The 26,043-nt window shown below is 47.6% G+C and carries 23 protein-coding genes and 1 tRNA gene; 4 read left to right on the plus strand and 20 right to left on the minus strand.

Features of this window, described 5'->3' with window-relative positions; all coding sequences use genetic code 11:
* Positions 1 to 115: 115 nt before the first annotated feature.
* From DC345_RS27640 to DC345_RS27650, 3 genes are all read right to left on the minus strand, one after another.
* Positions 116 to 4,105, minus strand: coding sequence for a S8 family serine peptidase (locus DC345_RS27640; RefSeq protein ID WP_113055886.1), 3,990 nt, complete (start codon positions 4,103 to 4,105; stop codon positions 116 to 118).
* 382 nt (positions 4,106 to 4,487) lie between these two features.
* Positions 4,488 to 5,282, minus strand: a complete 795-nt coding sequence (locus tag DC345_RS27645) for a class I SAM-dependent methyltransferase (protein WP_258530860.1) — start codon at positions 5,280 to 5,282, stop codon at positions 4,488 to 4,490.
* A 289-nt stretch (positions 5,283 to 5,571) separates the two neighbouring features.
* Positions 5,572 to 5,645: transfer RNA gene (locus tag DC345_RS27650), tRNA-Arg, on the minus strand.
* A gap of 285 nt (positions 5,646 to 5,930) precedes the next feature.
* Between DC345_RS27650 and DC345_RS27655 the strand changes: the two genes are divergently transcribed.
* Positions 5,931 to 6,224, plus strand: coding sequence for a magnetosome magnetite crystal formation protein family (locus DC345_RS27655; protein WP_113055887.1), 294 nt, complete (start codon positions 5,931 to 5,933; stop codon positions 6,222 to 6,224).
* Between the two features lie 78 nt (positions 6,225 to 6,302).
* Here DC345_RS27655 and DC345_RS32295 read toward each other — a convergent pair whose 3' ends face one another.
* From DC345_RS32295 to DC345_RS27665, 3 genes are all read right to left on the minus strand, one after another.
* The gene (locus DC345_RS32295; RefSeq protein ID WP_256336669.1) at positions 6,303 to 6,431 is read right to left on the minus strand and encodes a hypothetical protein; all 129 of its coding nucleotides are present in this window, start codon (positions 6,429 to 6,431) and stop codon (positions 6,303 to 6,305) included.
* A gap of 92 nt (positions 6,432 to 6,523) precedes the next feature.
* Positions 6,524 to 6,880 carry a hypothetical protein gene (locus DC345_RS27660; protein ID WP_113055888.1) on the minus strand — a complete coding sequence of 119 codons (357 nt, stop codon included), beginning with the start codon at positions 6,878 to 6,880 and terminating at the stop codon, positions 6,524 to 6,526.
* A 25-nt stretch (positions 6,881 to 6,905) separates the two neighbouring features.
* Complete coding sequence (locus DC345_RS27665) at positions 6,906 to 7,205, minus strand: hypothetical protein (protein WP_113055889.1); 300 nt, start codon at positions 7,203 to 7,205, stop codon at positions 6,906 to 6,908.
* A gap of 194 nt (positions 7,206 to 7,399) precedes the next feature.
* Here DC345_RS27665 and asnB point away from each other — a divergent pair, with 194 nt between their 5' ends.
* Positions 7,400 to 9,244, plus strand: coding sequence for an asparagine synthase (glutamine-hydrolyzing) (asnB, locus tag DC345_RS27670; protein ID WP_113055890.1), 1,845 nt, complete (start codon positions 7,400 to 7,402; stop codon positions 9,242 to 9,244).
* A gap of 174 nt (positions 9,245 to 9,418) precedes the next feature.
* Here asnB and DC345_RS27675 read toward each other — a convergent pair whose 3' ends face one another.
* The 8 genes from DC345_RS27675 to DC345_RS27710 all read right to left on the minus strand — a co-directional run bounded on the left by DC345_RS27675 (position 9,419) and on the right by DC345_RS27710 (position 17,587).
* Positions 9,419 to 10,282: an STM4011 family radical SAM protein gene (locus DC345_RS27675; protein ID WP_113055891.1), complete on the minus strand. Its 864-nt coding sequence runs from the start codon at positions 10,280 to 10,282 to the stop codon at positions 9,419 to 9,421.
* The gene (locus DC345_RS27680) at positions 10,279 to 11,676 is read right to left on the minus strand and encodes an STM4012 family radical SAM protein (protein ID WP_113055892.1); all 1,398 of its coding nucleotides are present in this window, start codon (positions 11,674 to 11,676) and stop codon (positions 10,279 to 10,281) included. The genes DC345_RS27675 and DC345_RS27680 overlap by 4 nt, the downstream gene beginning before the upstream one ends.
* Positions 11,677 to 11,729: 53 nt before the next feature.
* Positions 11,730 to 12,515, minus strand: a complete 786-nt coding sequence (locus tag DC345_RS27685; protein ID WP_113055893.1) for an STM4013/SEN3800 family hydrolase — start codon at positions 12,513 to 12,515, stop codon at positions 11,730 to 11,732.
* A complete protein-coding gene (locus DC345_RS27690) occupies positions 12,508 to 13,791 on the minus strand; it encodes an STM4014 family protein (protein WP_258530866.1) in 1,284 nt (427 codons plus the stop codon). The genes DC345_RS27685 and DC345_RS27690 overlap by 8 nt, the downstream gene beginning before the upstream one ends.
* Positions 13,792 to 14,634, minus strand: coding sequence for an STM4015 family protein (locus tag DC345_RS27695; protein ID WP_113055894.1), 843 nt, complete (start codon positions 14,632 to 14,634; stop codon positions 13,792 to 13,794). It abuts the gene before it with no gap.
* A 367-nt stretch (positions 14,635 to 15,001) separates the two neighbouring features.
* The gene (locus DC345_RS27700; protein ID WP_113055895.1) at positions 15,002 to 15,625 is read right to left on the minus strand and encodes an XTP/dITP diphosphatase; all 624 of its coding nucleotides are present in this window, start codon (positions 15,623 to 15,625) and stop codon (positions 15,002 to 15,004) included.
* A 1-nt stretch (position 15,626) separates the two neighbouring features.
* The gene (gene rph, locus DC345_RS27705; RefSeq protein ID WP_053783129.1) at positions 15,627 to 16,385 is read right to left on the minus strand and encodes a ribonuclease PH; all 759 of its coding nucleotides are present in this window, start codon (positions 16,383 to 16,385) and stop codon (positions 15,627 to 15,629) included.
* 146 nt (positions 16,386 to 16,531) lie between these two features.
* Positions 16,532 to 17,587, minus strand: a complete 1,056-nt coding sequence (locus DC345_RS27710) for a GerMN domain-containing protein (RefSeq protein WP_090904407.1) — start codon at positions 17,585 to 17,587, stop codon at positions 16,532 to 16,534.
* A gap of 214 nt (positions 17,588 to 17,801) precedes the next feature.
* On the opposite strand from DC345_RS27710, the gene DC345_RS27715 reads away from it, so the two are divergent.
* Positions 17,802 to 18,368, plus strand: a complete 567-nt coding sequence (locus DC345_RS27715) for a phosphatidylglycerophosphatase A family protein (protein ID WP_113055896.1) — start codon at positions 17,802 to 17,804, stop codon at positions 18,366 to 18,368.
* A 130-nt stretch (positions 18,369 to 18,498) separates the two neighbouring features.
* Here DC345_RS27715 and DC345_RS27720 read toward each other — a convergent pair whose 3' ends face one another.
* The 5 genes from DC345_RS27720 to DC345_RS27740 all read right to left on the minus strand — a co-directional run bounded on the left by DC345_RS27720 (position 18,499) and on the right by DC345_RS27740 (position 22,539).
* Complete coding sequence (locus DC345_RS27720; protein WP_181586752.1) at positions 18,499 to 19,152, minus strand: ferric reductase-like transmembrane domain-containing protein; 654 nt, start codon at positions 19,150 to 19,152, stop codon at positions 18,499 to 18,501.
* A 33-nt stretch (positions 19,153 to 19,185) separates the two neighbouring features.
* Positions 19,186 to 20,229: an FAD:protein FMN transferase gene (locus DC345_RS27725; protein ID WP_113055898.1), complete on the minus strand. Its 1,044-nt coding sequence runs from the start codon at positions 20,227 to 20,229 to the stop codon at positions 19,186 to 19,188.
* Positions 20,226 to 20,618: a hypothetical protein gene (locus DC345_RS27730; protein ID WP_113055899.1), complete on the minus strand. Its 393-nt coding sequence runs from the start codon at positions 20,616 to 20,618 to the stop codon at positions 20,226 to 20,228. The genes DC345_RS27725 and DC345_RS27730 overlap by 4 nt, the downstream gene beginning before the upstream one ends.
* 169 nt (positions 20,619 to 20,787) lie before the next feature.
* Positions 20,788 to 21,777, minus strand: a complete 990-nt coding sequence (locus DC345_RS27735; protein ID WP_113055900.1) for an MBL fold metallo-hydrolase — start codon at positions 21,775 to 21,777, stop codon at positions 20,788 to 20,790.
* Positions 21,778 to 21,795: 18 nt separating this feature from the next.
* Positions 21,796 to 22,539 (minus strand): class I SAM-dependent methyltransferase, encoded by a 744-nt coding sequence (locus DC345_RS27740; RefSeq protein WP_113055901.1) that lies wholly within the window; start codon positions 22,537 to 22,539, stop codon positions 21,796 to 21,798.
* A 309-nt stretch (positions 22,540 to 22,848) separates the two neighbouring features.
* On the opposite strand from DC345_RS27740, the gene DC345_RS27745 reads away from it, so the two are divergent.
* Positions 22,849 to 23,724 carry a DUF72 domain-containing protein gene (locus tag DC345_RS27745; RefSeq protein ID WP_113055902.1) on the plus strand — a complete coding sequence of 292 codons (876 nt, stop codon included), beginning with the start codon at positions 22,849 to 22,851 and terminating at the stop codon, positions 23,722 to 23,724.
* A gap of 116 nt (positions 23,725 to 23,840) precedes the next feature.
* Here the strand turns inward: DC345_RS27745 and DC345_RS27750 are convergent, their stop codons facing one another.
* On the minus strand, positions 23,841 to 26,018 hold the full coding sequence (locus DC345_RS27750; RefSeq protein WP_113055903.1) for a glycoside hydrolase family 88/105 protein: 2,178 nt from the start codon (positions 26,016 to 26,018) through the stop codon (positions 23,841 to 23,843).
* Positions 26,019 to 26,043: the final 25 nt, after the last annotated feature.

Raw genomic sequence — 26,043 nt, forward strand, 5'->3', positions numbered from 1 at the left:
TTATCCATTCACGCAGCAGAGAAAAAAACAAGATAAAACGGTCTCCATCCCGCGAGATCAGGATGAAGACCGCTTATGCGAAAACATTTGCTTCAATAAATAAGTGCCGTGGAGTTTATTTCACTTTTACCGTGATCTTGTCCGTGCTGGTAACACCAGCTGCGTTGATTAACTCAGCCCGGTACGTATACGTGCCTGAAGTGCGTCCTGTCAGCGAAGTAACGGCACTTTGCGCATTAGGCGTAACCGCTTTGAGTGTTTGGGTGTCGATCAACTTATCATTTTCGTAGAGGCGATACTCAGTAGCATTGGTTCCCCACCACAAGTTCATAGTTACCTTATAATTACCGTCGCCATCCCAGTTATCTTGAGAGAGAACTGCTTTGCCTGGCGATGCGTTGGTAACCTTGACTGTCAGTGTCGCACTCCGTGTGGTCCCTTTGTCGTTCGTTAGCTCGGCTACGTACGTATAGGTGCCGTTGGCTTTACCCGTGATCTTCGTTTGGGCAAACTGTGCCAGTGGCGCATTGTAGGTCAACTTCTGCGTATCGATCAAAACCCCATCCTCATAAAGCTTGTAGCTGGTGGCGTTCTCACCCCACCACAGGTTCATGGTAACGATATATGAGCCTTCGCTCAGGCCATTACCAACCCAATTATTATGAGACAAAACAGGTGTTCCAGGCGCTTTGACGGCTGGAGTTTCAGGCTCAGTCTCCTTGGATTTCAGACTCAGTGCCGTAGTGCCTTTACCAGATAGTCCTTGTTGGTCTTTTACCGTAAGTTCAACTGCATATTCACCTGCTTGGATGCCTTCTAAAGGAAGAGTGAAGCTACCATCAGGTTTTACTTCAAATACACCCTCCTTGTAAATCGAACCATCCTCTTTTTTCAGGACGTATGTTGCGTTCAGCGCAGCCGCCGGGTCAAACTCAATGTTCCAGTTCTCTTTAAGTGAAGGAGCAACACGGAAGTACAAGTCATCCACGCTGCCATTAACAACAACAGATTCATCTTGCTTGAATTCCAGTTTTTCTGGTGCTGTTACAACCGGAGCTGCTTTTTTCACCAAAAATGGAGAGGTATCTTCGATATACGTTTTGCCATCAACACCGATTGTAGTGATATCAACCGTGTAAAGACCATCTGGAATCGTCGTTACCTCGTCGGTAGTGTAATCTGCATACTGTCCATCCCAAGCCAGATTATATCTTGTGTTGGCTGCGAAATTGTAGTAGTTTCCAAAAATAGATCCAATATATCCATCTCCATAATAGCCCCCATCCGGGTTAAGGCCATCAAAGATCTCAATAAGGGCAAAATTCATGGGATTGTAGAATTCCATAGCTACATTGAGTGTATCCAGTGTACCATCAGACTTCAATGGATAGTGGAATGGGTTCTTCTCTGTACCATATACAGTCTCAATGTATTTAACGCCTGCTAGGGTAAGATTGAAATGTGCAACATATGGAACACTAAATGTGTCCGTTCCATTAGACAACTTAAGGTATCCTTGCGCTTCCGTTACCGCAGTAACACCTTTTGGAACTGTAATGGTAACCTTCAACTCTTCCTCACCATTCAGTGTAAAAGAGCTCTTATCCACCGCAACGGATACACCAGGAATTGTACGAGTAGGATTCACGCTTACAGTGTAGTTTCCACCGCTGCCATTCAGCGACTCCACTTTGATCGTTTTGCTGACGGTTTTTTCGTCCGTGCTGAGGAAGTTGCCAAAATTCACACTACCAGTAACATTTGGTTTCTCGACAGCCACGCCATTCTCTGTGTATTTAGTTACATCCAATACTTTAACAAATGCAGCAGGATCAATCGTTTTCACCGCTTGAATACGCCCCGCACCTTGATCAAACACATCGTATTTGGTTGTGTCGAGCACTTTACCATTGTTCATGAGTGCTACTTTAATATCAAATGGTGTCCAGTCACTGTGCTTCTCAATCAACAGGGCAACTAGTCCGGCAACATGAGGCGTGGCCATACTTGTACCTGATTTACGATCATAAGCCTGTGAATAATCTGCTCCAGGCTCGTCCTTGCCATAGGCAGGAACAGTAGACAGAATGCTGGTACCCGGTGCAACTATATCCGGTTTGATATCCAGAGTCACCTTGGCTGGTCCGCGGGAGCTGGATGGATTCATTTCATCTCCAGCCGTTTGACCTTTAACGAATTCACTAAAGCTCACTTCAACGCTTTGACCGGCATCCAGCTCAGCCTTGATACTTTCTCCATCTTCCTTCGACATGCTCAAGGTTGGAATAAGTTCAAAATTATCTCCCAAACTCACACCGATCGGGCCTGGAATATTGTTATATACGATAATAGCAACTGCCCCAGCAGCTTTGGCATTGGCTACCTTCTCTACAAACGCTAGCTCACCGCGCTGTACAAAAGCCACTTTGCCTGTAAAATCCTTGCCTTCAAAGTCGGTCGGCTTACCCAACCCTGCGAATAAAAGATCATATTGACCCGTCAAAACAGATTCCGGATCTGCCGAGAGGCTCCAGCCCATTACATCAAGTCGGTACACCGACTCAGTAACAGCCAATGGATTTTGCTCCGTTTCAGTTGGAGCAATCGCAGGCTCTTCTTTCACAGGTGCAACCTCTGGAGAGGTTTCGACTGGTGCCGAAGACGAGGCTGGCTGAACACCCTCTTCTGATTGGCTGGCTTCCACATCAAAAGCTGTATCATCGTCAGATGCTGATTCAGACAATCCAGCTTCGTTTGTTGATGGAGCTGCTTCACCGGTCACATCTTCCGGTGTGGTTGATGGTTCACCTTGAGCTGGAACTTCAGGAGTATCAGCACCCGGTGCTGTTCCCAGTTCAGGGGACGGCTCAACTTCAGGGACAGGTTGTTCTTCAGGAAGCGTACCTTCACCTTCCTCACCAATCCAGAAATGAGTATTGGCTGTAATGTTTTGGCTAGGCCCTGTGGAGTTACCTACAGTGATTGCCATAGCCGATGCTCCTGGAGAACCTAATGTATAACGATTCGGGCCATCATTACCGCTTGCGACAACTGCAGTCACGCCAGACAGCATGGCATTATTAAGCGCAACTGAAGTGATATAACTTGGATCATTGGCAGCGTTACCCAACGAGAGATTGATTACGTCCATGCCATCGGCAACGGAACGGTCAATTCCACCAAGCACCCATGAAGTTTGACCACTTCCATAGGGCCCAAGAACACGATATGCATAAATATCGGCTTCAGGAGCAACCCCAACAATCCCGTAATCTCCAGCTTCACGAGCAGCAATGGTACCAGCCACGTGAGTACCATGGGATGTGTAATAGGCGCTTCCATTGGCATTAAATTCAGGTGCACCAGATAATTTCCACTCTTCATGTGTTGTTTCATAAGGATCATTGTCATTTTCAACGAAATCCCAGCCACCTTTGAAGGCGTCTTGCAAATTAGGATGTTCATAATCGATTCCTGTATCAATAACACCAACTTTGACGCCTTTTCCTTTGTACCCCAGATTCCATACTTCAGGGGCGCCAATAAAAGGTGCGGTATCTTTCATATAAGGATTTACCTCATCTGTTTCCGGAGCTACGGTAATTTCGAGGTCTGGATATACACTGACAACGCCCGGTATGCGAAGCAATTGCCCCAATTGGTTGCCCTTAAGTTCAATGGCCACACCATTTAGAGCATATGCGTAATTTTCCAATACTTCGTGTTTGATTTTATTCTGAGTGAGGCTATGTACAAATGACTGTTGTTGTTGCTCAACTTGAGTCACAGCCTTTGTTTCCATAGAGGAGGTAAAAGATTTTCCAGAGAGGGTAGATTCGCCTTGCGCAACAGCAACTGGCTTATTGGAGAGTTCAACAATGACTCTTGTATTCTCTCCCCCAAGACCTTCCAGACTCTTGTCTAAAAATGGATCTGCTGCAAGCTTTCCTTCCCGCTGGGCAAGAATCTCTCTCCATTGTTTGGCTTCGGTCTTGCTTAGCGAATTCTCAAGCTGAATACCAACAGGAGCGGCTCCGGCCGCTGGCATGATAATAGAAAAAGTCATTAGAATACTTAACAATATGGATATCAAACGTTTATTCAAGGCTATGCCCCTCCTTCTCAATATGAAAGTACCTCACCAATAGATTGGGTCCTGCAATGACAAGTACTGCAATACCTGTGACAACTCACCACCCTATCTGCAAGTAGATTGACCCTTGGTAAATTATTCTACTAAAATAGCACATTTACCTTCTAAATAATTACAATTATGATATAAAAATTACTTATATGGTTCTTGAGTAAGAGAAAAATGTTAAATTGTATTTATTTGTCGATTGAATAGTTCAATTTTAAAATATGACATAGGAAAAAAGGCCAAGATCCTCTTCATTCCGAAAGAGATTCCCAGCCTATTTGTGATCGATGGATTTCATGAAAAATATTTTATTAATTCATTTAACAGTGACACATCTTTTGCTTAATTAACTTCCCGGCTTCACTGCTTCAATTCGAAGACGCTTATAATCGGCATAGATTGCATCTTCTTTCCAGAGCTTCGGCACAACGATTTGGCTAGTTTCACGACAGATTTTCTGAATTTGCTCCTGACTCAAACCATCAAAATAGTCCCCTCCAAAATGGGCCAACCAGCCCTCTATACCCTGTTCACCATCCGCCAGTCTGGTAGGGCGGTCATAGTGGTAGGCCTGCCGCACCAAAAATCCGCATTGTTCCAAAATGTTGCTATATTGCCCGATCGTCGGGAAATACCAAGGGTTGCGCTCAGATCCACGTATGCCAGTTTGTCTTTCAAACACTTCTTCTAATGCATCTACAATGATCTGTACATTACCCTTGCCACCGAACTCTGCTACAAAACGTCCCCCAGGCTTCAAAGACTTCCATACACTATCCGCTACAAGTCGAGGACTTCGCATCCAATGCAGAGCTGCATTGGAAAAGACGGCATCATAGAGCTTGTTCGTCGCAAACTGATGTCCGTCTCCCTCCATAAAATCGATAGCGGGAAACTTCTCTTTTGCACGGCGAATCATGTCCGGTGATGCATCCATGCCAACTACCTCAGCATGCGTTACAGAAATTTCGTACGTCAAATCCCCCGTCCCACAACCCAAGTCAAGGATATACTCCCCTTTTTGAGGTTGAAGCCATGAGATTAAACTTTTGCCGTAACCCGATACAAAAGCCAGTTTGTTGTCATACTCATCCGCTTGCCATTGATTAATCGAATGCATGGATACCACCGTCGCTTTCATGATTGATATCTACATTGTGTCACAAGATAGTTTATTATTTAAATATATAAAATCTATTCACTTGATAGGTTATACCTATAAAAAATACTAACCTCCGACGAAACTTTGGGATTTTCATCCCCTGTACGCAAAAAAGCTTCCCGTAGGAAGCTTTTTCTAACGTCCCAGGAGGGATACTCTCCTTACAGTCGAGACTGCGAAGTATTCCTATCGATGCTTATGCTCCGACGAACCATCGGGGTTCTCATCCCTTGTACGCAAAAAGCTTCCCGTAGGAAGCTTTTTCTAACGTCCCAGGAGGGATTCGAACCCCCGACCGACGGCTTAGAAGGCCGTTGCTCTATCCTGCTGAGCTACTGAGACAAATATGTATAATAAAAATACCGCGCGATTACTATTATACTCTCATTTCTATATTTTTCAATAGTTTTATAAAAAAATTAATAAATGCATCATTCCACATGACTTGAACGTATTATTTTCATACTTAGGAAAGCTATAGAATATGAATGCTTTAACGAGGCAATATTGGAAATATTAAGCTCAGATGCGTTTAGAAAATTGGCAGACATATTCATAATGAGACTTGCTGGGTAATCATTTGCATACATACATTCTACTGGAACCAAATAAAGGAGAGAAATCGCTATGAGACAACTTTTATCAGCATTATCCTATTTTAGTATCTTCTTTGCCCCATTCCTGTTTCCCATCATAATTTGGATTGTAGCCAAAGACAACTATATTGAGGGACATGCAAAACGGGCCTTATTCTCGCATATATTCCCGTTTATTGCGGCAATCCCGCTACTTTATTTCTTCGTTACCGCCCATAGTCTGGGTTCCGCTGTCGGATTTGTTATTTTGTTTTTTGTCATTTATGCACTAAGTTTTGTGTACAATATCGTCAAAGGTATTCAAGTGCTGCGTGAATATGCCTAACCACAAGCTCCATAACCAAGTTAAAATAAACATTCAAAAACCCGCCTTTCGAAAGAAGGGCGGGTTTCTGCATTCCGGTTACTTGTTTCCCTGACGCCACGGATTTCTCTGGGCAGGACGCTTGCTGTTAATGGCGAGCACTTCCTCGGCAAACTCGGTATGATGCGCATAAAGGTTCCCTTTGTTTTTCTTGAACTTGGAAGCCATTGCTATCACCTCCCCCGGAACTTGCATATAGTATGGCTCCGGGTAATTCCGCTTATCCTTTGCAGCTATCGGCATTTGTTGGAACGAATACCTTAACCTTGCCCCACCAAATAGCGTTGAAGTGTCGGTCCCAGTAATCCAAAAGCAAGTAACTCACTCTGAAACCGGACTTTATCTTCCCCTGCTGTAATGCCCTCACTGTTCTCAAACGCTGTTTCCGTGGCATCTTCAAACGCGGTATGCATATTGTTATTGTACCAATCCAGGACTGCATCGGAATGATTGCGTACAATTCGAACGACTTCAAGCGAATTCCCCGGCTGGGTAGCCGCCACGTATACAAGTAAAGACGGATCACCCGTATTTCCAGGCTGTACTTCAACTTCTGCACAAGACAATCCATCCACTTCGGTTAATCTGCGTATTTTGGCATCCTGAATGGCATACATTTGTTATCGCGCTCCTTTGTCCATTTCATGTACTTTGTTCGATCTGGTATCGGGTCTCTGGTGTTCCCAAGCGATAAATCTCCCGATACACCTGCTGTAACACAGCTTCATATGCACGGTTTACAGACTCCTCCGGCGTATCCGGCCAAGGGAATACCATTCCTGGAAAGGCTTCTTCCTCTTTTTCCTGCATCAGATTAAGCAGTCCCAGTAATTGTTCCGCCTCCTGAGGCGTCGCCTGGATCACCCATTCATACGACGTTGCGTGCGGATCCGGAATAACGGAGCGCCCCATGACAGATACATAATAGGTCATACTGTCCATTTGCAAGTTCTCTCCTTCACAGGCATGTTGAAGCCATTGTCCCTAGAACTAGTTTCCGAAGAGGACAGACATTTTATGCCTGCTTTCGGCATATATTTGTTACGACTTCTGACGAAAAAAACAACATTTGTGGCTGTTAGTGACTTAAGCAGCCATACGGATGAATGACTCGACTAAGAAAGGATGAACAAACCATGTGCGGTATAACCGGCTTCATACAGTGGAATCGGGATTTGACCCAGGAATCAGAGCTGCTGGTTCGGATGACGGACAGCTTGTCGAACCGGGGGCCCGACGCTTCAGGTACATGGATCTCCAATCCTTGTGCGTTCGGACATCGGCGTCTCAGTGTTATGGACCCGGAGAACGGGGCACAGCCCATGCATGCGTTACAGGGAGACACCTCCTATACCGTCGTGTATAACGGAGAACTATACAATGCACCCGAGTTGAAAAAGGAATTGCTCCAGCGCGGACACCATTTCCGCACACAATGTGATACGGAAGTGCTGCTCGCCTCTTATATTGAGTGGGGACCGGCCTGCGTTGACCGGTTTAACGGAATTTTTGCTTTTGCCATATGGGATGGCGGACGCGAACAGGTTTTTATCGCCCGTGATCGGCTGGGCGTCAAGCCCCTGTTCTACAGTCATGCAAAGGATGCACTCGTATTTGGCTCCGAACCCAAAGCACTGCTCATCCACCCGGATGTTGAAGCTGCGGTAGGCCCTGAAGGTTTGGCAGAAGTATTTATTGTTGGTCCTGCCCGGACACCTGGACACGGCGTATACTCCTCCCTTAATGAGCTCAAACCTGCGCATGCACTTATTTACAACCGAAACGGGATTAAAACCTACCCTTACTGGAAGCTGGAAAGTCAGCATCACGAACATAATCTGGATGAGACAGCTGCTGAAGTACGCAGACTGTTACAGGATACATTAGAACGCCAATTGGCTTCAGACGTTCCGGTCTGCTCTCTTTTGTCAGGGGGACTGGATTCAAGCGCTCTATCTGCGTTAGCGGTGGATTATTATAATCGTACAGGTCAAGGTCAGGTCAGTACGTATTCCGTAGACTATGTGGATAATGCAAAACATTTTCAGGCCCATTCCTTCCAACCTGGTGCAGATGGACCCTGGATTAAGCGTATGGTAGATGAACTGAAGACAGATCATCACTGGATTGAGATTGAAAATGGCGAGTTGGTTCATGCCCTGACCCAGGCGATGCTTGTGCGGGATTTACCGGGTATGGCAGATGTAGATTCCTCTCTCTATCTGTTCTGTAAGGAAATCAAAAAAGGAGCCACCGTTGCCATTTCGGGCGAAGCAGCGGATGAAGTATTTGGCGGTTATCCCTGGTTCCATCGGGAAGAGATGCTGAACTCCGGTACATTCCCATGGTCTGTAGCGCCTGATATGCGAGCAGGATTGTTATCTTCGGACATTCGGGAGTGGATCAGACCACTCGATTATCTAGCGGACCGTTACTCGGATGCTGTGGCTGAAGTGCCTTTACTGGATGGAGAGACCGGTAAGGCAGCCCAAATGCGAGTCATGTCTTATCTGAACATCACCCGGTTCATGCCAACATTGTTGGATCGGAAAGATCGGATGAGTATGGGAGCCGGGCTTGAGGTTCGGGTGCCTTACTGTGATCATCGTTTGATTCAATATGTATTCAACGTGCCTTGGGACATGAAAATGACAGGCGGAAGGGAAAAAGGCATTCTGCGCAAAGCGCTGGAAGGTGTACTGCCTGACGATGTGTTGTATCGGAAAAAGAGTCCATATCCGAAAACACATAACCCGCAGTATCTTGCTGCCGTTAAACAGCAGGTGCTGGATATTCTGGATGACGCAAGCTCACCGATCTTGCCATTAATCGACAAGGCTCAAATTCGCAAATTGGCCTCCTCGCCGGATGCTTCATCGAACCTGCCCTGGTTTGGACAGTTAATGTCGGGTCCACAGTTGTTTGCTTATCTGACACAGATCAACTCGTGGTTGCGTACGTACAAAGTGGCCATTCGATAAATAATGCTATCTTTTCATTCGTAAAAGGGGTGCCGCTTAGCAGCATAGTAGCTGTTAAGCGGCACCCCTTTGTCATACTCAAATTATTATAGCTACACATCATCCTACTTTAAATAACCAAGAGACTGCTGTAATTCTTCCGCAACCTCTTCCTGCCTACTTGCTGACTGATATCTATTGATTAATCAGAACCGGATTACGCTCAAGCAGTCCACTGCCAAAGATATCTCTGAACGGAGAATCCTCCATATGAATATAACCGATGTAACAGCCACACTTCTTCATGCCACACGGCCGATCTGCGGCCAAAGCCTCCAAACCATCGCGGTAGAGATGCCCAATAATCCGACGATCCTTGTAGCACCTCTTTACATGCCCTGACCCTTGCACATAAAATACCTCCGAACCCGCGGAACAGCGCTTGCCCAGACTCTCATAATCCCGCAGATTCCCATCAAACAGCGGATCAACGGATCGTAAAAAGTCCACCTCTTCCACGCTGTAATATTTGGGTCGATCTTTAAATGCATTGATCCACATATACACGTCATCGGGTAACGCCTGTCTCATCGATTCAATAGCAGGAAATGCACTGCGCAATCCAACTGTCCCCACACTAAAAGCAAGTCCTATCTCACGTAAAGTCAAACATTGTTTGACGAAGGAAGACTCCTTCGTCTCTCGTGGGTGATAGGTCGCCCAAAATGCTGCTTTATCCCGATTCAACTCGCGGGCCCAGTCCAGTTTGACAGACAGATTGGTTTGGACTGCAATTTTGTCCACATGTGGCATATGGGATAGTTCTATCATTGCTTCCCGATACCAACGTCTTACCAGAGCTTCTCCATATGGGTTAAAGAAAATCGAAAATTGATGACCAGCACTCTCCTGATCCCTCACCCAATTCACAAATTGACGCAGTTGTTGTTCATCCACTTCCAGCGTTTCCTTGGAATCTACCGTTTTGCTAAACGGACAGTACGGGCAGTCGTAATTACAGGACGACAGCTTACCCCGATAATACAAGGTTGCTCTCATGAGAACACAAACCCTTCCATTTGTTCACGTACCTCAGCGGAGATCAGCCAATCTCCAATGGCATCCGAGTAGCCCAATCCCTCTTCTGTCAGACGCAGCACCCGATTACCCTTATCGTCCTGCTCGAGCTCAGCCATGCCCTCAGACAACAGTTCATTCAACCATCCGTAGTCTGACATAACTTCCGTTCCGAATCGTTGATCATAATCCGACAGCGCCAAGCCTTCCCGATGCAGCAGAGCTTTCAGAATAAAGCGGCGCTTCTGCTCCTCCCGGCTGAGTACAATGCCGTAATCAGCGACATCATAACGCTCGGTTGCCACATAATCGGCGATGATGCTCTGTGTAGCCTTATAACTAACACCATACTTGGAAGCATAATGTACTTCACTGGTATAAGAGCGTGCACCGCACCCCAGACCAACCATGCCTTCCTCCTGACAGCTGTAGGGTAGAAGCTCTTTGCTTCCAGAAGATGATTGTTCTTTGGCAAATCTGCGCATGGAATACTGGACATAGCCTCTGCTTTTTAAAGTCTCACGCGCAGCCGTATACAGCTCCATCCGAATATCCGGTCCCTGCCGTTGTATATCATCCGGTTTCACAATGGTATTCTCACGGGTGTACAGTGGGTAAATGAAAATCTCACCCGGTTCATATGAAAGGACACGTTCCAGCGAATACAGCCATGATTCCACCGTTTGTCCCGGCAGACCATAGATCAGATCCAGATTCAACAAAGGGAATTCATACTGTGTAAGCTTTTCAAGCGCGCGTTCCACTTCCTGTGGTTTCTGCGGACGGTAAATGGCTGAGGCTTCGGCTTCGATAAAACTTTGAATTCCCATACTTACCCGGTCCACACTTCGCTCCTTCATGATCGCCAATTTGGCTTCCGTGACGGTATCCGGTGACGTTTCTACCGAGATCGAAGCTTGCGTCGGATCGAGCCCCATCACCTGTTCCGTAATATCGAACAAGCGGTTCAACTGAATTTCATTTAATAATGTGGGCGTCCCGCCACCGATGGCAAACCTCGAATAGGGTCTGCGTGATGTGAGTGGTGCCCACTGCTTGGCTTGCCGTTCCAGCGCATCCACATAACGCACATGGGTGTCATCGCGGCGATCCGGCAATGTGAACAGGTTGCAGAATCCACAACGTGCGGCACAAAACGGAATGTGCATATATAAAAAATACGTATCAGTATTCTCACGTTCCCACAATGGACCGAGCTGTAAAGGCGGGTTCAATTCCCGATATGCCGTCTTGTGGGGATACGAATATAAATAAGAGCGATAGGGGGAAGCAAGTACTTCTCTGAGACCTGTAGCTGTGTTGGATCCGGACTGTGCGGAATGACCTGTTGTCGTATGTTGCGATTGATCGTCCATCGGTTTCCTCCCTGTATCCGGTTTGTAGTTATTGATGATATGAATTATTTGTTCTATAAAATAAATTCACGGTATGGTACATTCCAGACGACATCATGTGCCAGTCTATGCCCCTGATAACCGTCCTCATCATATGCCGTGCCATGATCGGAAAAAGCTAAACAAAACGTAGGCCTTGAACGCTGCTTCATTGCATTAAACAATGGTCCAAGGGCCTCGTCCACATACCGAAGCGCTACACGCTGTGTTTCTACCGAGTCCTCTCTTGCACCCTCCACAAAATAGCGATTGGGTCCATGGATGGCAGACACATTCAGGAACAAAAACAGCTTCTCATCTTGTGCGCTTTGCTCCAGCAGCTTCAAGGCATGCTGAACCTGATGCTCAGTCGATTTGGGGTTGGTTACCCCAAAATTCATCCGCCAGTAGCTCTGTTGAAAATAACCCGGCAGCACTTTGGCGAGCGGATTTTTCTTGGTGAAGAAAATGACCCCACCTATACAAATCGTACGATATCCTTCAGCTGCAAAACCGGATACGATATCCGGTGTGTCGAACAGCCACGTATGCGGATGCGTCTTTAATCCGGTATTCCGGGAATGAAAAAGTCGTACATGGGATGCTTTGTCCGTATTGGCAGGTGTAGGCATGAAGCCACCAAAAAAAGCATGATGCGCCGCATAGGTAAAACTTCCCGGAGTATGACGCTTCTCCCAAGGACCCGTACCGCACAGGTTGGGGCAATTCTGTTCCTCCAGCTTGGCCACGTCATATCTTAACGTGTCCAGTGTAATCATTAATAGATCATGGGAGCCTACGATGGTGTTCATATCAGTCATAGTTGTAAGGCTCCTTTCGCAAAAGTTCCATTTCCCATTCATAGGTTCCAAGTCCGTTATGCTGTACTCTGTACAACAAATCTCCAAACGGATTCACATCCAAAATATAGGCACGTGGCTCATTACCTCCACTGAGCATCACATCAATTCCGGCTGACCATGAGTTGGGAAAGGCAGCCATTGCTGCTTTCGCTGCCGTCTGAACTCCACTCATCTGCTGTTCATCCAGCCCTGCTTCTGCGGGAAGCAACCGCTCATTACGCAAATGCAGATTGGTGATTGGTGTCTGACTAAGCCGTACAATGGCATGACCTGCTTGTCCACCTGCCACAAGCTGGCGAATATCAAATACGCTTGAACCCAAAGACGCTTTTGCCATCCAACGTTCAATCTGGGCACCCTCAGCACACAGCCAATCCATGAGCGCAGAAATCTCTGAAGTATGTGTGTACCTGCGCATCCGGCCTTCATTATAAAAAATGATCTTCTCCTGAATCTGTTCCATTCCCACAGTGGTTATGGCGATTTCGGCACCCGTTCGCGGATTAACTTGATAGGCAACAACGCCTGACGCCCCAGAGCCACACGCAAGTTTCACGAAAACGCGGCTCATACCGGCAGTTTTCATTGCTTCACGCAGGTCTTCATAATTGCGGATCGGCTCCGAAGATTGGAGCGTTGGAGGGACACGAACGCCATGGGCAGATAGATGCTGCTGGCATTTCCTTTTATCAAACATAATCGCAATGTCATCGGGATCATTCATGAACCGGGCATTAGGCCAATATTCCAGACCTTCATGGCGAATTCGTTCCAGACAGGCTTTCCATCCGCGAAACCATTGGTTGGGCGCGTAGATCCGCCCCCACTGCTGTTCAAGAGTGAGTGTCTGTTCTGCCGGAATCATCCTCGCAGAAAGGCCATCGTTTAACGGAGATACATCATTCACAGCTCCAAGAAAGAGCAGCTCACATTCTACTTCCCAATCCTCACCAGGGGCATCCAGTCGAATAAGAACCTGCCTGTTCGTAGCCCCTCGCCCTTCCAGACATTGCTGTACGGCATCCGCCATGGTTCCGCCCCGTCTCCAAGTCTGTAGCAACCGGGCATAAGGCAGCATAAGTGCTGGTTGTAAGCCAAGTCGCTGTCTTGCCTCCTGTAATCCAAGGGTACGTCGATTATTCGGGTTCCCAATTAACAATAACGGCTGTTCCAGATCCGTATCCTTAACTGGGAGTTGCAAACTTTGTTCCAATTCCGTCATGCCTGACATCATTTATTCCGTTAACGACGGGTAGCGCCAGTCATCTTCATCACTCTGTTGTTGCTCGCTAACATCTACAGATATACCGGAGCGTTTCCAGCGAATGAGCATTTCGTCCGTCATGTAGTGGTAACTGAGATTGAGATGTTTAAGTTTTTTGATCTTGTCGCTCGCAAGCAGCACCTCTGCCCCTTCATCAGACAACGTGCCCTCTGACAGATCCAGGATTTCAAGTTGGTCCACAATTGGGGCCTCAGCTGCAGCTTTCGCAATCTCATCCTGAATTTCACTATCTTTCAGCCCCAGGTATACGAGCTTTGGAAATAAGCCCTGTTCCAAAAGTGGAAGTACATCTTGCAGTGAACCGTCGAATCCATAATCATCCACGCCCAGATACAGTTCAAGCTTACGCAATTCAGGCAACTTAGCCCGGGCAATTGAAGCTAACACACTTTGGGGAAGACCACCGCAAATAATGATTAATTCTTCAAGCTTGGCATGCTCGATGGGTTCCAGACTTAGTCCGCTGCTGCCCTTCACTGAGAATGACTTCAATTCAGGAAAAGCAACCAATAGTGGTGTGAGATCCGTCTGAATAATCCATGATACTTCGCATTCTTCAAAGCCCATATCTCCGATGAACAGTTTCTTCAAAGACGGAAAGCTTGGAGCAAGTTCGATGAGCGTGCCCATAAATTCATCCGGCGAATTTTCATAGGCCTGTCCCCAGTCTCCTATAATCAGACTCTCCAGCGAACCAGCCTCCGGTTTGGCAGCGAGTTCCCTGATCAACGTTTCCATACGAATACCGTCCTCATAATCATCATAAGACACCGTAAGCTTCACTTCTTGCATAAGCAAATCCCCTCCGTTTGAGTTCATTGATGATTCGTTAACTTGAATGTTAACCCATACTGTACAAGACTTGCAACTTCTTCCAACCCCGGTCCTAGCGCTCTGCTCAAACGTGAAATTTAAACATTATTTATATAGGAACAAGAACATACGTTCTAATTATTTCACTAAAAAAAGCGGGATTTATTTGGGTCCCACGTACTGGCTTGATTAACCTTGGCTCCACTCCATAAAAATAAAAAAACGTTAATGGTCGGTGAAGCATTCCACAGGAATGACTCTTACCTTCCACTAACGCTTTGATATTTAGACAAGGCAATAATTCACCTTATACATTCATAATCATATGAGCTGATTCGTTTGAATCTCAGCCTTTCAGACTGGATACGAGCGCTCTCAGAGCATGCCCGCGATGACTAATTGCCTGCTTTTGCTCCAGCGTAAGCTCGGCCATCGTCATCTCGTATTCAGGCACGTAGAAGAGTGGGTCATATCCAAAACCGCCACCACCGGCTGCTTCAGCCGTGATCCAACCTTCCACCATACCTTCTGATTCATACTTGTCTCCGGTTACCGGATCATACAGCACCAATGCACAAACGAAACTTGCTGGACTCAACAGCGTTTGCTCCGTATCCTCACCGGATTTGAGCGATTCCAGCGCCTCAAGCAATTTGGCATTGTTCTTTGCATCGGTTGCACCCTCGCCTGCATATCTCGCAGAATACACTCCCGGGTCACCATCGAGCAGATCCACGCACAATCCCGAATCGTCAGCCAGGACAGGCAAACCAAGAGCATCGCCCACCGCTTTAGCTTTCTTCCAGGCATTCTCTGCAAAGGTTTCGCCATCCTCAACGACATCCGGCAGCTCCGGATAGTCGAACATGCTTTTGACCTCTTTGCTCAGTGGAGCGAATGCATGAGCGAATTCACGTACTTTCCCTGCATTACGGGTTGCGACAATGATAATTGGGCTATCCAGACTCATGTTAGGCTTCTCCTAATCCACGAGCACCGATCTTGAGAGCAATAGGACCGAGAACTTCTTTCTGACGCTCAATCATCTCCAGAATACCCTGCTCACCCAGCTCCAGCATTGCGTTCAGCTCACGACGGTCAAATGGTGCTTCTTCACCAGTTCCCTGAAGCTCCACATATTTTCCGCCACCTGTCATCACGAGGTTCATATCAACCTTGGCTTTGGAATCTTCATCATAGTTCAGATCCAGCACAGGCTGTTCTCCAACTACACCCACACTTACCGCTGCAATGAAATCCGTAATCGGGAATACTTGCAATTTATGCTGTTGGGCAATTTTGTTAACCGCGAGCGCCAGAGCTACAAACGATCCGGTAATGGACGTTGTGCGTGTACCTCCGTCGGCTTGAATGACATCACAGTCCAGTGTAATCGTACGCTCACCAAGTGCCTGCAAATTAACAACAGAGCGCAGTGCCCGGCCAATCAGACGCTGAATTTCCATGGTGCGTCCAGTCAATTTGCCGCGGTTCGCTTCACGCTGATTACGGGTATGTGTTGCACGTGGCAGCATGGAATATTCAGCCGTTACCCAGCCTTTACCCTGCCCTTTCATAAAGGGAGGAACACGTTCCTCCACCGTAGCTGTACAAATAACCTTGGTATCTCCCACTTCAATCAGTACAGAACCTTCGGCGTATTTATTCGTGTTAATTGTTAAATTCATCGGGCGCAGCTGGTCGCTGGTTCGTCCGTTAGATCTCATCATTTCTGCCTCCTACGACTTAAGCATCCTGTAATGTCGAGCTTGTTCACACTTTTACTAATCCCTTCTATTTTACCAAAGAGTTCACTTAAAAGCATCCTGTCCACCAAAGAGTTCTGTCAACCGTACATCAGACCGCTTATTGTGACTTAAATTGGAATTTCATTGATATATTCAGGCTTCGATACTGGGGCACTGTAATCCCGATTATCATCACTCATGACTGTCTTTTGCCCATTCCATTCGATCTGCACTTTAGCTTCCTTGCCAGCTGTATTCTCGGCCGTAGTCAATACGACAGATTGCAGCAGTTCACTTGGCACGACATCTCCCTCAGTGAACATGTCGTCTTTAAGTGCAACCGTTACGGTTCCATCCTCAGACGTTTTGACCGATTGTAGCTGCGTTCCGCCTGTCATAACCTCTTCCAGCTCGCCACCTTTGGCTGGTCCCTTGATCAGTTCATTCAGCGCCGCCTGCACCCGGTCTCCTCCTGGTGTCACAAGACGTGTAACCGGAACATAATATTGAATGCCTGCTGGCGAAGCGGCTGAAAAATAAACCGTTACCGGGCTGCTGTTGGTAGTGAATGTATCACCCAAATCAAGATTGATACCCACCGCACGATTCAGCGGTTCCGGCAGTGGCGTGCTGTTTACTGGCATTTGCGTTAACTTTTTGCCGTCTACCCAGATCTGTACATTCTGCACATCCGGTGTACCGGTGAGTGTCCAGGTGACTGCCTCCAGCATTTTGCGCTCGTTCTTGGCATCATACTTGGCAAAGTTGCCGGAGAACTCTACAACTGCCAGCTTGTCATCCGGATGAATCGTTACGTTCTGAACAACGGTACCCTGTGGGAGAACGCCTTGAAATCCTTCAGGCAGCATCCCTGCATATGGACCACCCGTAACAAGTGTATCCAGAGCTGTTTTGGGGCTGCTGACGTCCGTGCCCGACGGGAGAGTCATGGAAACTGGAGCCAATAAACCTTGCTGGTCCTGCAAATAGACGGTTGTAAGTGGTAGCTTGGCAAGTGATCCGTTGCCTTCAGCCGCCTGAATCATGGCCGCTTCCTGGATCGGCGGCGGTGGATCAATGGCTTCGGAGGATTGTGCCCCAAACATGCCACATCCGGATAACACCACAGGAATACTCAACAGCGCAGCTGCAGAAGCTGTACGCAAATAACGGATCTTACTCATGATCACGTTCCCCCTCATCATTTTTACAGTTTGTACTACCATGTATACGAGCCTTTGCCCAAAAAATAACTACTTTTTAAACAAGCTCATCATGCATAAAGCTGAAAACAGGCCTTCTATCCCCGTCGAAGGATAGCAAAGAAACCCAAAACGGTTAATAACGTATTAGGATATATGTATAGGGACATTGCTAACTTCAGAGGAGGAATCGCCCATGGAACATCCGGAGCAAGAAAAAATCCCTTACAGCCTGAATAGCCGCAAAGTGGCAGAGGCAACGAGGGAATGGCTGCACAAGCGGGGCGTTACGATCCCTGAGATCGCAGAACTGGTCATGATGCTGCAGAAAAAGTATTACCCAGGTCTTACGATGGAAGAATGTATCGACAATGTGGAGAAAGTATTACGCAAACGTGAGGTGCAGAACGCAGTACTGACAGGCATTCAACTGGACTTGCTAGCAGAGCAAGGCAAACTCATTTCTCCTTTGCAGGAGATGATTGAAAATGATGAAGGATTATATGGCGTGGATGAGATTCTCGCGTTCTCCATCGTCAACGTATACGGCAGTATCGGATTTACGAACTACGGTTATGTAGACAAGCTAAAACCCGGTGTGCTTGAACGTTTGAACGACAAGAGCCTTGGGCCTGTTCATACGTTCCTGGATGATATTGTAGGGGCCATCGCCTCAGCGGCCAGTAGCCGGATTGCGCATCGCAAACAATCGGAGCTCGAAGAAGCTTTGGGAGAAAAAACTGTCAGCGATGATATCGTATAGTTTTGCATGTGTAATAGGAGTTCGAAATGAACTGATTAAGTAAATTGAGCATTCAGACTTATTCTGATCATGACAAAAAGGCGGCCACCAGGCCGCTTCTTTTGTGTCGATTCACTATTTTAGTAATACACTATTTCAGGTGCTCCTGTCTTCCCGCTCCCGCCAAACGATACACCTCAGCCCATTTCTGTTCCGCTGCCGGCTTAGACTGTACACGATTGGTTCCAATTGTAATTTCTGGACCTTTGCGTTCTCGCAGCATGCCACGAAGTACCGTAATACCAATTATGCTCAAACCAGTAAACACATACATCAGACGCATAAGCACATTGCCTGAATCTGAGCCGGTAACCATGCCATGGAACAGTAAACCAATGAATACGGGATAAGACAACATATGGAACATAAACCACCATTTGCGGCCGAGCTTGTTACGCAGATCACTGGATAACAGAACGATTACCAAACCATAAAAGGATAGCGTGCCCAGTCCGCTCCCAATCGGATGTACTGAAGCCGTGAACGGAATGAGCAGTTCACTCCAGGTAAATGGGCTATAGTGATCAATATATAGGGTTAATGCATGCACAAGTCCAAGTCCAAAGGCGAGCCAGGTCGTTCGGGTATGCCATTTAAACATCGCCGCTTTGGGTTTGCCTTTAGCCATGGGCATCCCTTGGGCAATCCCCAGAAATACCCCCGCAAAGAGCAGCAAATAAGCGGCGATCCCACTAATTCGAATGATATTCCACGTCGGCAGGTAATCTACAATCCATTGCGCCATAACCGGCTCCCCCATATCTGATAGACTTGTCGTTTATATTAGACTGAAGCGGTGATCCGGATCGAAACCAGGCCAGCGTTCAGCGAGCGTATCGGTATTTCCTCTAAAATAAGTGCTCCCATCCCGGGTCATCCACAGGACATCATGCCGGTCGTAATGACGGTTTAACCAACTTACTGCGTCGGCACTTCCCAAAATACAGACGGTCTTGGCAATAATCTCACATTGCGATGTATGCTGGCCCAGAACGGTACACTGCAGCACATCCGTATCTGCCGGCTCCATCGTCCGGGGATCAATTAGGTGATGTGAAAGGCTTCCGTCCGTATTCTGCCACTGTCTTCGTACCACTCCTGAAGTGGCAATTGCACCTTTCCTCAATTGAATATTCCCTATCAGATTTCGCTCCTCCTGATAAGGATCGGTGACTTGCACAGACCACATCGGATGAAGTGTTGTCCCCCATGCCTGAATGTCTCCACCTGCATTAATTAATCCCGCCGAAATATGAAGTGTACGCTGCAGCCAATCAGCGATACGTTCAACGGCCCAGCCCTTAACAATGCCCCCAAGGTCCAGCTCAGTCCCAGGGTCCTTATGAACCATTCGGCTGCCTTCTCTTTGAATCCAACGTGGACGGCTATAGTCATATTCATCTCTCAGCATATCTGTTATATCCAATGGTCGGATGTCCAATCTGCGCTCGGTTCCAGATTGATGTAGCTCTCTTTGTTGCAGCTGCTCGAAGCTGACATCGTAACCGAAAGCCCGCAGAGCCTGAGAGATACCTGGCTGAAAAATCCCTTCCGTCTGACCAATATATCCGTAGGCCAAACTTAACACTTCATCCATTGCTGCGGAGATTGGCATCCATCCTGTGCAACGATTCAGACGATTCAATTCACTGTCTGCCTCAAATCGGCTGAAACGCTGTTCCTGCGTCTCAAACCAATTCTTCACCAGCTCTGCTGCATGTTCAGCCTCTTCTCGTCCTGCGGCCAAGTGTACTTCCACATCCGTGTTCATCGCCCGGAAGTGGAACTTGAGGAGACGGGAGACTTGCTCTGTACGGCTCATGATGCACCTGTGCGTGACTGATAATTGCCACGGCTATATCCGGAGTCTGTATCCTCATTGCTGCTCTGATCTGTTATCCAGCCGCCCGATGAGCCTTGATTCGGAACATTGGCAATGCTTCCTTCAGTCGTTCCCCTATCCAGGTTGTTGCCCTCATTCGACGATGCATTGGAATGGCTATCTGTGTTGTTCGTCCATTCGTCCATGACATCATCCTGAGCATTTATCTGGGTAGATGCTGTACTGCTTATATCGTTACCATTTGCAGCCGCATAAGCGACATCAAAGGCATCAGAAGTTCTTACATATTGAAAGAGTGCAGCCACGGTCAACGTTGCTGCCGCTGAGGCTTGCCATTTTCTCCATTGATTTCGTTTTTTTCGGGTCATCGCTCATCCCTGCTTTCTCTGGCGAAGTTCATGCATTTATCATAGAAGTGCTGCCTTAAAAGAAGATGAATGAACGGTTAAGAGAGACTAAAGCTTTCATATATTTGAGTCGTTACACGCAAAAAAAAGACTCTGAACAGGAAGTTCTCCTGGTCAAAGTCTTGGAATTCTAAGTATTTTCGATAAAAAAGAATACTCCGTCGTGCTGCTGCTCCTGTACAATATGCTCTCGCCGAATCAATTCCTGCAGATGGGCTAAAGTTTCGCTCATCGCAAAACGAAGCTGATGTGTTCCCAATCGGTCACCAAACATAAACACACAGATATCATACGCATTCGTCGGTGCTTCGCGAATTCGCTCCCTCATCTTCTGAAGGCGCTCTTCGTGATGTGTGAGCAGATGAACCGTTCGATCGGCAAAATGGCCAAACGGATTCCGATGCCCTGGATATGCCACTTCTACATCCAATGCCCCCAGCCGATGCAGTCCTTCCATATAAGACAATAAGGGTTGATCGTCACTTCCCGGTTGCAAGCTAATATTCGGTGATATTTGCGGCAATACGGCATCTCCACACAAGATCTCTCTGGAATCCGGCGCATGGAAGGATAGATGCCCTGGCGCGTGTCCACCTGTTTCTACAGCAAGCCACTTTTTCCCGCCCATAACCAGCCAATCGCCATCTTCAATCGGTGTCACTACCGGAAGTGGCGTAATCTGTGAGATAAATCCCTCCATATGTTCGCGTATCTGCTGCGTCTTGTCTTCCGGCATTCCATGGCGACCATAATATTCAGGCAGCACTGTATTGATGGTTGCCTCCGTTCCCCACATGTAATCTGCTTCCTGACGAGATCGTGTGGACATTCGAACAGGCACACCCGTTTGCTGCTGTATCCAGCCGGACAATCCCAGATGATCGGGATGATGGTGGGTCAGTACAATCTGACTAATATTCTGAAAAGTTAAATTGAAATCTGCGAGTGCTTCGTGCCACTCCTGTTCCGTCTCAGTACTGCGTGGTCCCGGGTCAACAATTGTTATTGATCCATCCGGTTCATGAAGGACATAGCTGTTCACCCAGCGCAGTGGAAAAGCCATAGTAATCTTGACCCGATGCATGCCTGCTGGCATGGAAATGGATTCCGTTCGCTTCATTAATATTCTCCCCCAACTCTACTGTTCCGACCGATGACCGACAAAAATCATCCGCGGCGATGTCTGCTCATCGTACTTCTCTTCATCATAACCGCCGTGTACCTGATCCACCATGAGTCCTGCCTCGTGAAGCAGATCACGTAGTTGTTCGCGAGTGTACAGCTTAACGCGTTCCTGATAGATTCGTGGTTTTTGGCCCGATTCGGCATCGGTGATGTGAATTTCTTTTTGCACAAATCCATCCTGTATCTTGCGAAACTCCTCAATATTCTGTCCTTCGCTTTCACGTGTTGAGTGCTGCACTAGATGGCGAGTCACATAAGCCGTGTTCATAAAATCAATAATATAGCTGCCGCCCGGCTTCAGCATCCGATGAATGGCGCGTAACACCCTTAGTTGCTCTCCATCCTCTCGGAAATAACCAAATGAGGTGAACAGATTGACAACGGCGTCAAATCCGCCTTTCAGTGGAAGCTCACGCATATCGGCATGATACCACTCAACACGTTGTTCGGTGTCCATGCTGCGTGCTTCACACAGAAGCACATCAGACAGATCGATTCCGGTCACCTGGAAACCAGCATCTGCAAGGGCCAGAGAATGTCGGCCCATACCACAGCACAGGTCAAGTACCTTGGACTTTGGCTGAAGCTTTAACCAATTGATCATTTTATGTACTTCCTGATATGCACCCTGCACATCCCGATGTTTGTACACAAGAAGGTAGTCTTCTCCAAAACTCTTTTCATACCATTCCGTCATTACGTATCGCCCTCCACATGGTCACTGGCCCAACTATCCGTAATACGCTGTAATATCAGCTGGATCATATCTCTATAGCTTTTAGCCATTGTATCGTCTTTATCCTTCTAACTCAAAAATTTCCAAGGATCGTCCACATTGAACGGCCGGAAACCACACGATATAATGTTAAACATAGTCACCCCCCGCGAATCGGTTAACTATACATAGAAGATTGAAGTCGAATCAGTATGGCAATTTCGCTTCATGAACGTCATGAGACGGCTGAAATATACGCTAACATAAAAGAAGCAGTTGGAGGTGTTATTTATGATTCGGATTGGACTTACGGGCTGGGGAGATCAGGAAGATTTGTACCCGAACCGTACCAAAGCGAAAGACAAGCTCCGTCTGTATGGACAATATTTTACGACCGTGGAGGTAGACAGTTCCTTCTACGCCGTTCAGCCTCGGGACCGTATGGCACGCTGGGCAGCAGAAACGCCGGATTCCTTTGCTTTTATCGTCAAAGCTTATCAAGGGATGACAGGACACCTACGGGGAAAACCCTATTTCACAAGCACCTCAGAGATGTATAAGGCTTTCCGCGAATCTCTGGACCCTGTCATAGAAGCAGGCAAGATGCAGGCAGCCTTGTTCCAGTACCCGCCGTGGTTTGAATGCAATCGGGACAACGTCAATGAACTGCGTGAAGTAAAGCTGCGGATGGAAGGCATCCCGTGTGCCCTCGAATTTCGCCATCGCAGCTGGTATGAAGAGGGCATGCGTGAACGGACGCTGGCATTCCTGAAGGAACAGGGATGGATTCACAGCGTCTGTGATGAGCCTCAGGCGGGGCCAGGATCTATCCCTATTGTACCCGAAGCTACCGATGCCGAGATGACGCTGGTGCGTATGCATGGGCGCAATGTATCAGGCTGGCATCAGAATGGTGCACCCAATTGGCGCGAGACCCGTTATCTGTATCGCTACAACCAGGAAGAGTTGCTGGAGTGGAAAGGTTATTTGGAGCAATTGCAGGAGCAGAGCAAAGATGTGTATGTGATTTTCAACAACAACTCGGGCGGCGACGCCGCTGCCAATGCACAGATGATGATGGAGCTGCTGGAGCAGCCCGTGAAGCCCTTCCCTGACCGCACGGAGCCGGAGGAGGAAGAGGGACCAGAGCAATTGGAACTGTTTTAGCCACACGTTTAATTCGGGATCTGCATTGAATATTTCCATTCATAACGAAAAAAAGCGGTAAGCCATTAAGGCTGTGCCGCTTTATTTGTCGCTAGGCTATACTCATGATTGCTGTACTAGCATTGTGCAGCTGTAACCGAAGAATCTATAGACCCCTCGCAGAGTTGCTGGTTCATTTTATACGCCTCAATCCCGGCCAGGAGTACAATGCCGATACCGTGCGTATCGTTCAGAATCCATCCCAGATCATCCCGGTAATAGAGTGCGGTAAAGGAGTAACCGGAACCCCGACATACACCGTACACGTTGCCTTTATAATCAATGGACAGACGGGTCATGCCTTCCCATCCCCGGCGAACCGCATCCAGGTAGGCCTCTGGCTGCTTCAGCCAGCCTTCGCGAATACCGCGGGCATAGGCGTAAATGAACATCGATGTGCAGGAGGTTTCCTCATACGAATCGGGGCGATTCAGCACCTGATGCCAGAGACCATTTTCACCTTGCAGCGCCAGATACCCCTGACATAAATCCCGGTAGAAGTTCAGCAGTTCCGGCCGTTTGACGTGATCACTTGGTAGAATCGACAATAGTTCGGTTAGTGAAAACAATACCCATCCATTCCCGCGTCCCCATGGTATACCCGTCGCCCGTCCACGTACAAAATCATACACATGGGACATGATCTGTTGTTCGGGAATATACAGATATTTGCGGAACATCAGGAACTGGTTGATCGCATCGTCCCAATAAGAAGTATCTCCCGTCAACTGGCCGTAACGCATCAGGAAAGGTGTGCTCATGTACAGATCATCACACCACATCGTTTCCTGGCGCATCTCTCCGCTGCCACGAACACGGTAAAAGGCTCCGTCATCCAAACGTTCCTGTTCATCCGTAATGTAACCCGCAATACGATCCGCCGTATCCCTTCCTCCACGAATGTCTCCGAGTTCCATCGCTGCCAGCAAAGTGGATCCAAACGAACCGCAGTCATCCAGACTGTCGATGGCAGACAACTGATTATTAATTCCCGCGGCGCCGTACCCTTCCCGATCCCACAGACCATAACGGTCAAACGACGTACTCAGGCCGATATGGTCCCGCACATACTGAACATAGTCGTCGCGTCCCAACTCCTGTCCAATCTGAAGAAGTCCAAGCAGGGTAACACCGAGTGGATAATTCCATTTGCCATAATGGGTATTTTCCAAATAGGGCCGGACACTCGTTTCAGGTAGATCCACATGCCAGTATACACCTTGGGCTCCATCATCAAATACGGTATCTGTTACCACGATGTCTTGGGGAGATGGTTCAGAGCCTGGGGAAAATACACCCGTATACAGCCACACGTCGGGGCACCCTGCAACCGGATGAGGTGGTCTTAACCTCCAGCCTTTTGCAGTGGAATCCTTCGCATCTTCCAATGTAAATCCCCATAACTCGCTCCCAGCTTTGGTTTCACCTTTCGCTACCAGATCAGATGGACCGTAGCGACGAGGCAGTTCAATACGGAAATTGCCGCTTTGCCCAGCAGAATATATTTCCTTGCCATCAACGTACAGCGTCAGGGCACCTTCATGTTTTCCTTGCAAAAGAACAGGTGAAGATCCCGGTTGGATCACATCCAGTTTGGACCATGCGTACGCAACAGCAGGCTGCTCTGTCCCAAAGATTCTGGCGAAAGCTCCAACGTTCTTTTCCCCCTCTGTCCAGTCCCTGCGTGGATACCAAGAGAGGCCCGTTTCTTCTTCAGTCATGCCATCACGAGGGAGTGATGATAACGTTTCATCAACTGGTTCGGAGTACAACCAGCCCTCCTGACCTTGACGATCCACACATGGTGTGAGGAAGTGAAGCGGGAAGTTTTTAAATGAGACGGTTCCAAAAATCCCGCCGAATCCCACCTCTGTTTTTACAAAACAAAGCAACACATCGTTCCAGCCATATTTCACGGAGATCGGAATCTGGGTTCTTCGCTCGGGAAATAACTCCTGCAATAGCTCCGATTTGAAGATCTCTTCTCCGTTCACATAGACCGTCACCGGACTATAACAGTTCAGTCCCGTATTTAACGTAGCCTCCTGCTGGCTCCACAACTTGCCCCATACGTACACATACTGTCCTGCACGAGCCTTTTTCCACTTGGCATCCAGATTCAAATCATATCGGTAATCCCCAAGTCTGCGGAAACCTCCCTGATGGTACGCCCGAAATAAAAAGGAGTGTTTCGGATGGTCTCCAATATAACGCTGTGCGACCGTGGTCAAAATATCCGGAATTGAATCATACACCTTGCCTGCAATCGCCTCGTTCTCA

It is taken from the genome of Paenibacillus taichungensis (assembly GCF_003287275.1).
Classification (GTDB): domain Bacteria; phylum Bacillota; class Bacilli; order Paenibacillales; family Paenibacillaceae; genus Paenibacillus; species Paenibacillus taichungensis_A.